Here is a 12,510-nt window from a genome sequence, read left to right as displayed (position 1 = left end):
AAAGCGCCGGTTGGGACCGACGCATTTCATCCAGGCTATCAGCCTTTCCAGTATTGGAGGCGCGTGTCAATCACGAAACCGACACGCTATGTCGCCTTATGCACGTTGTGGCGCGCTCATGGCTTCTGTCCCCAATGCGGAGAAGACAGTGCGCATGATGCCATCGCAATTGAGGCCGGCATTCGCATACATCACATCGGGCTTGTCCTGATCGATATAGGTGTCAGGCAGGGCAAGTGTGCGGATCTTCAGACCATTGTCCAGAAGACCTTCTTCTGCGAGTCTTGTCAGCACGTGGCTGCCGAAACCACCCGCGGAGCCTTCCTCGATGGTCACAAGCACTTCATGCTCGCGCGCAAGGCGGCGGATCAGGTCGATGTCGAGCGGCTTGGCGAAACGGGCGTCCGCAACGGTGGTGGAAAGGCCTGCTGCATCAAGCTCGTCTGCGGCCTTCAGGCACTCGCTCATGCGGCCGCCGAAGCTAAGCAGGGCAACTTTCGTTCCCTCGCGACGAATAACGCCTTTGCCGATTTCAAGGACGCTGCCGCGTTCGGGCATGTCCAGCCCGACGCCTTCACCGCGCGGATAGCGGAAGGAAATCGGTCCCTCGTCATACGCGACTGCAGTTGCCACCATGTGGCGAAGTTCAACTTCGTCTGCTGCAGCCATCACGACAAAGCCCGGCAGGCAGGACAAGAATGCTGTGTCGAATGCACCGGCATGTGTCGGGCCGTCGGCACCGACCAGTCCGGCCCGGTCGATCGGGAAGCGAACCGGCAGGCCCTGAATGGCCACATCATGGATGACCTGATCGTAGGCTCTTTGCAGGAACGTGGAATAGATCGCGGTGAAAGGCTTGAAGCCTTCCGTTGCAAGTCCGGCTGCAAAGGTGACCGCGTGCTGCTCGGCAATGCCAACGTCATAAGTGCGCTCGGGAAAGGCTTCACCAAAGAGATTGAGTCCGGTTCCGTCCGGCATCGCCGCCGTGATCGCAACCACTTTCTCGTCCGCCTCCGCTTCCTTCATCAGGGAAGTGGCAAACACGTTTGTGTAGCTCGGGGCGTTGGCCTTCGGCTTAGCCTGCTTGCCTGTCACGACGTCAAACTTGGAGACGCCGTGATACTTGTCCTTGGCTCCTTCAGCCGGACCGTAACCCTTGCCCTTCTGGGTGACGGCATGAATCAGGACAGGGCCGTGATGCGTGTCTCTGACATTCTTCAGAACCGGAAGAAGATGTTCCATGTTATGGCCGTCGACCGGGCCGACATAGTAGAAGCCGAGCTCTTCGAACATGGTGCCGCCGGTCCAGAAACCCCGGGCGAACTCTTCCGCACGTGCGGCTTTTTCAAAGACCGGTTTCGGCAGGTTCTTGGCGATGTTCTTGGCCGCGTCGCGCAAGGTCTGGTAGGTGGGGCCGGAAACCAGTTTGGCAAGGTAGGCCGACATTGCTCCAACGGGCGGTGCAATGGACATGTCATTGTCATTCAGGATGACAATCAGGCGCGAGCCAAGATGCCCTGCATTGTTCATCGCCTCATAGGCCATGCCGGCGGACATTGCGCCGTCGCCGATCACAGCGATGACGTTGTTGTCCCCGCCCTTGAGATCACGCCCGGCAGCCATGCCGAGACCAGCGGAAATGGATGTAGAGGAATGAGCAGCGCCAAAGGGGTCGTATTTGCTTTCGGCGCGCTTGGTGAAGCCCGACAGGCCATCGCCCTGCCGCAGGGTGCGAATACGGTCGCGGCGTTCGGTGAGGATCTTGTGCGGATAGCACTGGTGTCCCACATCCCAGATGATCCTGTCATCCGGTGTGTTGAAAACGTAGTGGAGCGCAACAGTTAGTTCAACGACCCCGAGCCCGGCACCCAGGTGTCCACCGGTAATCGATACGGCGTCGATCGTTTCGGTGCGCAATTCGTCCGCTAGCTGCTGCAGATTTGCTTCATCCAGCTGGCGCAGATCGGCAGGCGACGAAACCTGATCTAAAAGGGGCGTATGGGGCTTGGAAGACACGCTTTCGATTGCTCCACATGTTGAGTCACGGCGGGCAGGCATACACCAACCCGATATAGGGCGCAAATACACTTGTTGGAATGCGCCAATTAGTAACGCGAAGCGATTTGCGGAGTAATTGCTGAAAAAAGGCGATCCTGCCTTATTTCGAGTTGCCGGGTGAAAAATCTTTCCTCTGGGTGGTGTTTTTACCGGCAGTCACCCTTTTGGGTGATGCATCTCGCTCGCTTCTATCCTAATGCATTTATCGTGGTCGATGGGGCCACGTGCACAGTGATCAACTTGGGGTCGTATTTATACGGCCCCATTTTTTCATGAAGTCGCAGTTGAACCTTCAGGCGTTTGTCCATTTGCCTTCGAGGTTATTCCCCCGCGGGTTTCTCGGATCAGATCGAGGGCTTAGAAAAGCCCTGCCAGCTTGTGCACCAGGCCCGCAAGTTGAAGTTGAGTGTGAACACCTGTTTTCTCGTAGATACGTCGCAAGTGGGTCTTTGCGGTATTACGGGTTATGCAGAGAGAGCTGGCAGTCACGTCCATCGAACCTGTCAGGGTCAATTGACGCGCCAATCGGGCCTCCGATTGCGACAAGTCGTAGTGATCCTGCAAAACACCTTCAATTTCTTCCGGAAGATCTGCCGTATCCGACAACCGGATCAGATACCAGGTCTCTTCTTCCTCTTCAGCACTTCCTGCGGAAAGAGCTGAAACGGGTTCAATCGAAATCCGTTTCAAAGCGCCGTCGCGCACTGAAATGCACACCGATTGAATGCTGTCTGCCCATTCAAATGGACCTGTCGCATCCACGCAGTCGGTCGAGGCATCAGTTATGGAACGAAACTCGGCATGCAATTCCTGCAAGGCGGCTTCGACCTGCTTGTGTTTGAAGACAAGTTTCTGATCTCGCCTTTCGGCTGCACCCGTTCCTACCAGGTGGTCAACACCGTTTGGTGTCTGGCCGAGGATCTGCCGGTCCGCAGTGATGAGGACGGCAGGTTGGCCAAGACCAGAGACGAGAATCTTGTGAACCTGATTGTCAGATCGTTCCCGTTCAAGTTCGAAATGCGTGTTCAAGGCTGGCGTGAGTGCCTGGATTATAGTTTTGAATGTTCGTGTCGCGACCGCAACGTCGATGGATTGAGGCGTGAAGTCGGTAAAGAGACATGCGAACAGAACGGTGGTGTCGTCGGATCTCCAAAGTGGCGAAATCAATCCGGGAGCCGCGGCCAGTTGCGTGTGCTGTTTTTCAAACCCTGAGGAGGATGCATCGGACGCAGCGTGACAGGAGGAAGTGTCATCTTCAATGTCTGAGCTTGCGGTCGTTCTGCTATCCAATGCGGTTTTGCAATAGGGGTAGAAGAGCTTGCCTTCGCTTAGAACAAACTCCAGCGCATTCCTGCCGCCTGTTGTTTCAATATCCTGAAAAATCCTGCTTAGAATGCAGGCGCCCTGATGGCCGCCGAAATGACTTGTGGGCACGCCACTCTTGTCGAATTCCGCAAGAAAGGATTTGCAGTTCAGGCTCGTGTCGACTGTTTCGAGAACCGACTGCCATCCCTCTGGTTGAGAAGAGCAAATCAGTGCTCGCTTAAGTAGGTTTACTTCATTTGATTTGCTAAGTGATGGCATAACACGCTGCATCTACTAAAGATTACATAGCAATCTCTTGAGATTGTAAATATTACTAGCAATGGAAGACTGGGTTGGCAATATGAAAGCTGAAGTAAAGTCGAGCGAATCTATCACTTTTAGATAACGGCAACTGAGGCGACACCCCTCGAGGGCGTGCTGGCCCTCAGATGCACAGTTGAACCACCAGGTTCCTACGGTCCGAGCGGGTGTCTCGAGCATCCGCAAGTTCATCACTCCGGTCGAGCAGCGTTATTGTTTGCAATTCTTTGGAAACGTGAACGATGCGACCGATCGAATTCGCGATCCAAACTATATTGTTTCACCCTCTGTGATCAGAGGTGTTTGGCAGGTTCCGCTCGGCGTTGGCTGAGTTAAAGCTTTTCGTGAAGGGACTGGATTACCCACCGCTGCCTGAAATCAGAGATTTCAACGCTATGGGTAACGAAAAGTTTTCACGAACCGCTCCGTCTGTCCTATTGTGGATCCAGCTCCGTCGTGCCGCTTGCCTCACCGTTTTGACCAAGCTGGATCTTTTCAACCTTCGCTTCGGCTGATTTCAACAGCGTGTCGCAATGCTTGCGCAGAGCATCGCCGCGTTCATACATCTCAATGCTGCGCTCAAGCGGGACGTTGCCCTGTTCCAGTTCCCGGACAATTGTCTCCAACTGCTTGAGGGCTTCCTCGAACGATAGGCCTGAAATGTCGTTCGCAGCTTCGGTCATTGTGACGGTTCCTGTTTGACGCGGTATCAGAACAGGAAAGTCGCGGGGTTGACCGTCAACGTCAAGACTTCAATCGAAGATTGGGACGATGATCCCCCGCGATTTGAAAAAATCGGGCGCCAGGTCAGCCCGTCATGAGGGTCATAACATGGGCTGCGACAGAGCGGGCAAGACCTTCCAGGTCATAACCGCCTTCCAGAACCGAGATCACGTGCCCGTTGCAGTGCTTGTCAGCGACATCCATCAGGACCCGCGTCGCCCAGGCAAAATCTCCCTCGACGAGGTTCAATCCGCCAAGCGGGTCTCGGGCATGTGCATCGAAACCGGCCGAGATGATCACGAGCTCTGGAGCGAAGTCATCGAGCCGGGGGAGCAGGGCGACTTCGAAAGCCTCCTTGAAACCAAGTCCGTCTTCACCGGGAGCAAGGGGGACATTCACGATCGTGTTGGCTTCACCTGTTTCGGACGCAGCCCCGGATCCCGGGTAAAGCGGCATCTGGTGTGTCGAGCAATACATGACACTTGGGTCATCCCAGAAGATGTCCTGCGTACCGTTGCCGTGATGCACATCGAAGTCGACGATGGCCACCCTGCCGACACCGTGTTTCTCCTGGGCGTATCGGGCAGCGACTGCTGCATTGTTGAAAAAACAGAAGCCCATCGCCCGGTCCTTCTCCGCGTGATGACCCGGAGGACGAGAGGCGGAAAAGGCATTGGCGACTTTCTTGGTCAGGACTTCGTCGACCGCACGGCAGGCTCCTCCGACGCCGCGCAAGGCCGCTTCCCAGGTTCCGGGCGACATCGTGGTATCGGCGTCGACCCTGGATGTCCCTTCCTTGGGGGCAAGGCGGTGCAGCTGATCCACATAGCTCATTGGGTGCGCGCGAGCGATGTCTTCCACGGTTCCGATCGGAGCAAGGTCGCGCTCTACCGACTGAAACTTCTCGTGTTCCAGGATCCTGTCGATTGCGCGAATCCTGTCAGGCCGTTCAGGGTGACCGACCGGCGTAAGATGATCGAGATAAGCGGTATGATGAAGAATGAGCGTGGACAAAGAAACGGTTCCGGAAGGTAATAGTTATAAGTCGTCCGTCATCTGAGCGGTCGCCGATGCTTCTGTCAATTGATGATAGGTCGTAGTTGAAAAGGCCGACTTGAGTGCGCTTAGGCTCGGGCAAAAAGGAGGCCGGCTATTTTGCCGGCCTATTTAAAGGTGCGAGCACCGCAATGCCCGAGGGGAGGTCCGCTGCATCTCAATTCTGATTCGTAGATTACGTGATTCCCGTCGGGGAATGCGAGCTTTTTACCGTAATCCATCAGCTAATCGATGTTGATAAGTTTCCAATAGAAGGTCCGTGTCAGTCAATTATTGTATAAATTGCTTAATCTGATTGAGAAGATAAACTGTATTCTTGTTTATCTGCTATATTGGAAACGAGAAGTTCTTGGCGATTAACTTCAGGCGGACATAGTTCAATTGGCGAGATAAGTCTCAGCTGCGAGATGCTGATTTTTAAGGCTTTTGTTGCTTCCGAAAAAACATGGGTTCACAAGCCGCATTTGAGCGCGGCGCGCCAATAGTCCCGGATCTGGCGTCAACTTCAGTTTCGAGGTGCCGCCGCGCGTTGCAATCGGTCGTTGATGGCCTCACCAAGTCCGAGGCTGGGGATAAACTGAACCCTGATGGAGCTGGCTCCTGTCGCATCAAGCGCGCGCATCGCCACGAAAAGATTGGAGGCAGCTTCCGCTAGGTTGCCTTCTGGACTCAGATTGAACTCGGCATGGGCCTTGTCCGCGCCCGGGATCCGTTCAGGTCCGAAGGAAAGCAACGCATCCTCCGGACTGGCTTCGCTGACATTCAGGATCATGCTGGCATTTGGAGCGTAATGAGAAGACAGCATTCCAGGTGCGGTCGGCGCGTCCTGCTGCATGCTTTCAGCTGCTCCCTGCAGGATTTTGCCAAGAACCTGTTCTATGTCTTCTCGCGAAACACCGCCCGGTCGCAGAAGCCGTGGCGTCTCGTCGCCCAGGCCTATGATCGTGGATTCTATTCCGACCGCGCAGGGGCCTGCGTCAATGACGTAACTGAGTGAGGGCTCCAGATCGGCAATCACGTCCTCTGCGCGTGTCGGGCTGATTTTTCCGGATGTGTTGGCGCTTGGGGCCGCCAGCGGCCGCCCAGTTTTTTCGGACAAGAACCTCATGACCGCGCCATCGGGAACCCGCAACGCGACGGTATCCAGACCTGCCGTTGCAAGGTCGGAAATCGGAGAGGATTTTTTCTTGGGCAGCACCAGAGTGAGCGGGCCAGGCCAGAATGCGGCGGCAAGGGCACGTGCTTCATCGGAGAAGATGGCATGCTCTTCAGCTGCCGCAAGTGAAGCGACATGAGAAATCAGCGGGTTGAACTGCGGCCGTCCCTTGGCCTCGAAGATCCTTGCACAGGCAATGCCGTTGGTCGCATCCGCAGCCAGACCGTAAACGGTTTCGGTGGGTATTGCAGCAAGCTCTCCGTTCAAAAGCGCCGCACATACGTTCTCCACTTCAGGGGAGGTCTGCCAATCAGGGCTACTTGGGTCGAGCGTCCAACGCTGCATTCTGCTGGTCTTTCACGGGGCAGCGTCAGATGTATTGGCCAAAAAGACTATCACCTGCCGTTGCGATACGGGTTGACGTTAACGTCAACAGGGCTATTGTCCTGTCAAACCGCTGTCACATGCGCCTTTTGCGGACAAGCCTTGCCGCCGTCAAGCTTTGAACAGCGAAAACCTTGAAATGCCGGCCTTCACCAAGCTGGCCGGCTCCTGGGAGGACCTGAATGTATCGCGCCCCTGTTGATGAGATTAGCTTCACTCTGAAACATGTCTGCGGACTGGGAGATGTGCAGGCAAATGCCCATCATTCTGAACTGGGCGACGATCTGGTTGACGCCATTCTGAATGAAGCAGGGCGGTTCGCGAGCGAGGAGATTGCCCCGCTCAACAGCGTTGCCGACAACTACGGAACGCCTTTCGAAAACGGCGAAGTTTCGACGCCTCCCGGCTGGCGCGAGCTTTATCACAACTGGATCGAAGGTGGCTGGAACGGTCTGTCTGCAGGGCAGGAAGCCGGAGGACAGGGGCTGCCGCAAATGCTTTCAGCCGCCGCCCTGGAGATGTGGAATTCAGGCTCCATGGCCTTTGCCATCGGTCCCACTTTGACTATCGGTGCCGTTGAAGCGATGGAAAAGCACGCTTCCGAAGAGCTCAAGGCCAAGTATCTTGAGAAACTGGTTTCGGGAGAGTGGATGGGCACGATGAACCTCACCGAGCCTCAGGCCGGCTCTGATCTGAATGCGCTCAAGGCAAGGGCGGAAAGACGCGAAGACGGAACCTACAGAATTTTCGGCCAGAAGATATTCATCACCTATGGTGACCATGATCTGACGGACAATATCATTCACATGGTGCTGGCTCGCCTGCCGGATGCTCCGGCGGGCACAAAAGGCATCTCTCTGTTCCTGGTGCCCAAGTTCCTCGTCAATGATGATGGCTCGCTCGGTGACCGCAACGACGTTCGCGTTGCCGGGGTTGAGCACAAGATGGGCATCCACGGTTCTCCAACCTGCACAATGGCCTATGGGGATGAAGGTGGAGCGATCGGTTGGCTGATCGGCGAGGAAAACCGCGGCCTTGCCTGCATGTTCACGATGATGAACAACGCCCGTCTTGCGGTCGGCATCCAGGGATTGGGCGTGGCGGAACGTGCTTATCAGCACGCCTTGTCCTATGCGCTGGAGCGCAAGCAGGGAAGGGCGCCAGGAGACAAGGGTGAAGGCATGAGCCCGATAGCGCGTCATCCTGACATCAAGCGCATGCTCGTCGGCATGAAGTCCCGAACCCAGGTCTCACGGGCCATTTGCTATGCCTGCGCTCACGCCATCGACATGGCAAACATCAGCGAAGACGGAGAGACGCGGACTTTCTGGAGCGAACGGGCCAGTCTTCTGACGCCGATCGCAAAAGCGCTTTCTACCGATTTCGGGGTCGAGGTCGCCTCCCTGGGTGTTCAGATCCATGGGGGAATGGGCTTCATTGAAGAGACAGGTGCTGCCCAGCATTTGCGCGATGCCCGTATCGCGCCGATCTATGAAGGCACCAACGGCATCCAGTCCATAGACCTCGTCATGCGGAAACTTCCGCTCTCGGGCGGCGAGCACATCAAGGGGTTCATTCTGGAGCTCAAGACAATAGCCGCGCAGGTCTCAGCATCCAACCGGCCCGAATTCGGTGCAACGGCGGATCGTTTGAGCGCTTCGATCCGGGATCTGGAAGAGGCAACCGACTACATGCTGACGGCGCAAGCCGAGGGCCGGGTCGCGGATGCCCTTTCCGGGGCAACACCATATCTTCGGCTCGCGGGTCTTGCACTTGGTGGAGCGCTGCTTGCCAAAGGAGCGCTTCGTTCAGATCCACAAAACGCAAAGCGCTTTGCAGAACGAACCCTGTTGGCGCGCAGTTTTTGCGAAACAACCATGGGAGAAACGGCTGGCTTGAAATCGGATATCCTCTTGTCCGCCGAAGCCATTCAGGCGTTTGACGCCGAAGCCCTCGCGTCCTGAACAGCTTGATTGGAGTCGATTGATGATCCGCATGAGCCTGGAAAACGGCGTTCAGACCCTGCGTCTGGACCGGCCGGAGAAAAAGAATGCCCTGACCGGTGCCATGTATACTGATCTGGCAGAAGCGCTGGAGAGAGGTAACGGCGATGACGCGGTTCGCTGCCATCTGATTTGCGGGCAGCCGGAAATCTTCACGGCTGGAAACGATATTGGCGACTTCCTGCAATATGCGGGCAAATCGGGTGTCTCGGAGACGCCCGTCGTCAGGTTCCTGCGCGCACTGGTCAACAATCAGAAGCCCCTTGTCGCCTCCGTTGACGGCATCGCCATCGGGGTTGGAACGACGCTGCTCATGCATTGCGATATGGTGTTCGCAAGTCCGCGGGCGTTGATCCGCTCGCCCTTTGTCGATTTGGGACTTGTTCCCGAGGCCGGCTCAAGTCTGCTTGGCCCGCAGCTCATGGGACATGCGCGAGCCTTCGAACTTTTGTGTCTCGGCAAGGCGTTTTCCGCCGAAAGAGCAATGCAGGCGGGTTTCGTCAACGAGATTATCGAGGAGGGTGTTGATGAGGCTGCCATGGCCTGCGCCTCTGAAATCGCTCAAAAACCGCCAGAGGCACTTGCCTTGTCCCGCAGGCTTTTGCGAGGCGACACCAGGGCGCTCTCCGAACGCGTGGAAGAAGAAATCAAGATCTTTGCTAGCCGATTGAGTGCGCCGGAAACCATCGCGGCATTCCAGGCATTCATGGCGAAAAAGGCAAAAAATTAGCCGACTAATAAAACGGTCTGAAAGCTGCGGAAATCGACTTCTGTCATGCAATTGGCAGAGCCTCATAATCAAGCCGGGACCCTGATCCCGAACCTCTTGGAGGAGAACAAGCATGTCCCTGAAGGGCAAAACACTCTTTGTCACAGGCGCGTCCCGCGGGATCGGCAAGGCTATTGCGTTGCGGGCTGCGAGAGACGGGGCAAATGTTGCGGTCGCTGCCAAGACCGCCGAACCTCATCCGAAGCTGGAAGGAACGATCTTCACCGCGGCGGAGGAAATTGAAGCTGCTGGTGGCAAGGCTTTGCCGATCGTTCTGGACGTGCGGGACGACGAGGCCGTCAAGGCGGCAATCGATCAGACTGCAGCGCATTTCGGCGGTCTCGATATTCTGGTCAACAACGCAAGTGCGATCCAGCTGACACCTTTGGCGCAAACGGACATGAAGCGCTTTGACTTGATGCATCAGATCAACACGCGTGGCACCATGGCCTGCTCCAAACACGCCATCGATCATCTCAAGAATTCCGACAATCCGCATATTCTGATGTTGTCGCCGCCGCTCGACATGCAGGAGAAGTGGTTCGCTCCTTTCACGCCATACTCGATCGCCAAATATGGCATGAGCCTTGTTGTGCTGGGGCTCGCAGGAGAATTGCGATCCAAGGGAATTGCTGTGAACGCGCTCTGGCCGCGAACGACCATTGCAACTGCTGCGATCAAGAACATCATCGGTGGCGACAAGATGATGCAGCAGAGCCGCACACCGGACATTCTAGCCGATGCCGCCTATGAGATTTTCACATCACCGGCCAAGGAGTTCAGTGGCCAGTTCCTGATCGATGATACGTTCCTCGCAAGCCGTGGTGTAAGCGATTTCGATCAGTATCGTGTCGACCCAAGCCTGGCCCTTGCCCCGGATTTCTTTGTTCCCGATGACAGCAAGGCTCCTTGCGACATGGGGCCTGTCAAAGGCTGACGGATGAGATGCGCTGGAACGGGGTTGCAATTTGAAGCCCGTTCCGGCACGTTTCCGGTGCCGATGAGGGCGGCAGCCGGATCCGCGGAAAGCGAAAGCACCCTGACACCTGATAACCAATGCCGGTTTTTCACCTGCGCCCGACAAAAGCGGATCGCCCGGGCATCTGAATCAGGAGAAAAGCCATGTCTGACGGCATTGCTCAAAGTCTCGAAATTCATAAAAAAGCCGCCCGCAACCTTCGTAGGGCTTATGCGAAGGGAGACGCGACTGCCATTTCCCGTGTTGCGGAACACGTTGCGGAGGCAAAAGCACTCAAACATGCCGACTTTCTGCATGTGATCGCTCGCGAAGAAGGCTACGAGAGTTGGCCGAAACTGAAGTTCTCCCTCGAAAGTGCAGCGATGAACCGGGATGAGCGGGCGGAGCGGCTGAAAGTTGCCCTCTATTTCGGTCAGAACTGGGTGATCGAAAAACTGCTCAAGGATGACCCGGGCCTGAAGGATGAGAACCTGGGGCTCCAGATTGCGCTCTACGACCTCGCCGCAGTCCGCTCGGCGCTCGCCGAAAATCCCGAGGCCGCAACCCGTATCATTGGCGTTCGTTCACCGCTTCTGCATCTGGCTTTTTCCAAGGAGATCCATCGCTCATCAGACAAGGCGCAGGATATGATAGCCATCGCTGAGCTGCTCGTAGCCAATGGTGCCGATGTGGATGATGGATATCCGGCTGAACCTGGATCTGACCACAAGCTTTCCGCGCTCTATGGAGCGATGTGTCACGCAGACAATTTCGAGTTGGGCAAATGGCTTCTGGAAAAGGGAGCCGATCCGAACGACGACGAGAGCCTTTATCACAGCACTGAACTCAACAGGACGCGCGCGTTGGCGATCCTGCTTCAGCATGGGGCCAAACCGGACGGGACCAATGCCTTGCCGCGTGCGCTGGACTTCGAGAATGTCGAGATGGTGCGACTGCTGCTGGAAGCGGGAGCAGACCCGAACATCTCGGTGCCCGACCATCCGAGTGGTCAGCCCATGAACACCATTCCGTCTCTTCACCAGGCTGTTCGGCGCGGAAGGTCGGTCGCCATCATAGAGTTGCTCTTGAAACACGGGGCAGATCCGGATGCGATCTGGGAAGGGCATACGGCTTATGCGATGGCCCGGATTTACGGCAATCAGTCAGCTGCTGGATTTCTGAAATCGAAGGGTCATGCGAACCCGCTGTCGTCCAATGAGCAGATCCTTGCCGCCTGTGCTGAAGGCGTGGAGCGTCCGGGAAAACTTGAGCTGGAAAAGCTGAGTGCTGAAGACAGGAGCCTGCTGACCACAATCGCCGCCGAACCGGGGAGGCTCGCGCAGATCAAGGCTCTGGTGGCTGCGGGGCTTGATCCCGACGCGACGGACAGCATGGGGCTGCCACCGTTTCATGTTGCCGGCTGGAACGGCCTGGTCTCCGAGACAGCCTTCTTTCTTTCGCTTGGACCGGACCTGACACGCAAGAACGGATATGGCGGGGATGCACTTGATACTGTGATCCATGGTTCGGAGTTCGCCCCTCGAAAACCCGAAGCTGATCACGTTGCCTGCGCCCGGCTGCTGTTGGAGGCCGGAAGCGTTCTTTATCCGCAATTCGTGACGGGATGCGGTAACGAGGAAATGGCGCACTTCCTGGAAAGCTGGCAGGACACCGAACTATAGTCCCAGGAGGGCACCTGCAGCAGCTCCAAGGCCCCGAGGACGGTCTGTACTTCGGGGCTTTCACCAATCCGGCTTCCAGCCTTGCTGGTCAGTAC

The 12,510-nt window shown here is 56.4% G+C and carries 9 protein-coding genes; 4 read left to right on the top strand and 5 right to left on the bottom strand.

Annotated elements, in window-relative coordinates; translation table 11 throughout:
- Positions 1–96: 96 nt before the first annotated feature.
- From dxs to ABLO27_RS08400, 5 genes are all read right to left on the bottom strand, one after another.
- Positions 97–2,058, bottom strand: coding sequence for a 1-deoxy-D-xylulose-5-phosphate synthase (dxs, locus tag ABLO27_RS08420; protein ID WP_353032009.1), 1,962 nt, complete (start codon positions 2,056–2,058; stop codon positions 97–99).
- 357 nt (positions 2,059–2,415) lie between these two features.
- Positions 2,416–3,492 carry a helix-turn-helix transcriptional regulator gene (locus ABLO27_RS08415; RefSeq protein WP_353032007.1) on the bottom strand — a complete coding sequence of 359 codons (1,077 nt, stop codon included), beginning with the start codon at positions 3,490–3,492 and terminating at the stop codon, positions 2,416–2,418.
- Positions 3,493–4,118: 626 nt separating this feature from the next.
- Positions 4,119–4,367: an exodeoxyribonuclease VII small subunit gene (locus tag ABLO27_RS08410; protein ID WP_352940031.1), complete on the bottom strand. Its 249-nt coding sequence runs from the start codon at positions 4,365–4,367 to the stop codon at positions 4,119–4,121.
- A gap of 124 nt (positions 4,368–4,491) precedes the next feature.
- A complete protein-coding gene (locus tag ABLO27_RS08405; protein WP_353032006.1) occupies positions 4,492–5,421 on the bottom strand; it encodes a histone deacetylase family protein in 930 nt (309 codons plus the stop codon).
- 547 nt (positions 5,422–5,968) lie between these two features.
- Positions 5,969–6,964: an L-threonylcarbamoyladenylate synthase gene (locus tag ABLO27_RS08400; protein WP_353032005.1), complete on the bottom strand. Its 996-nt coding sequence runs from the start codon at positions 6,962–6,964 to the stop codon at positions 5,969–5,971.
- A 221-nt stretch (positions 6,965–7,185) separates the two neighbouring features.
- Here ABLO27_RS08400 and ABLO27_RS08395 point away from each other — a divergent pair, with 221 nt between their 5' ends.
- From ABLO27_RS08395 to ABLO27_RS08380, 4 genes are all read left to right on the top strand, one after another.
- A complete protein-coding gene (locus ABLO27_RS08395) occupies positions 7,186–8,967 on the top strand; it encodes an acyl-CoA dehydrogenase (RefSeq protein WP_353032003.1) in 1,782 nt (593 codons plus the stop codon).
- A 22-nt stretch (positions 8,968–8,989) separates the two neighbouring features.
- The gene (locus ABLO27_RS08390; protein ID WP_353032002.1) at positions 8,990–9,736 is read left to right on the top strand and encodes a crotonase/enoyl-CoA hydratase family protein; all 747 of its coding nucleotides are present in this window, start codon (positions 8,990–8,992) and stop codon (positions 9,734–9,736) included.
- Between the two features lie 112 nt (positions 9,737–9,848).
- Entirely contained in the window at positions 9,849–10,712 is an 864-nt protein-coding gene (locus tag ABLO27_RS08385; protein WP_353032000.1) for an SDR family oxidoreductase, read from the top strand.
- A 185-nt stretch (positions 10,713–10,897) separates the two neighbouring features.
- Positions 10,898–12,415, top strand: coding sequence for an ankyrin repeat domain-containing protein (locus ABLO27_RS08380; RefSeq protein WP_353031999.1), 1,518 nt, complete (start codon positions 10,898–10,900; stop codon positions 12,413–12,415).
- The last annotated feature ends 95 nt before the right edge of the window (positions 12,416–12,510 follow it).

Origin of the sequence: Roseibium sp. SCP15, assembly GCF_040329435.1 — a bacterium.
In the GTDB taxonomy this organism is placed as follows: domain Bacteria; phylum Pseudomonadota; class Alphaproteobacteria; order Rhizobiales; family Stappiaceae; genus Roseibium.
The sequence above is the reverse complement of the archived record's forward strand: the minus strand, read 5'-3'. Positions and strand labels throughout refer to the sequence as shown.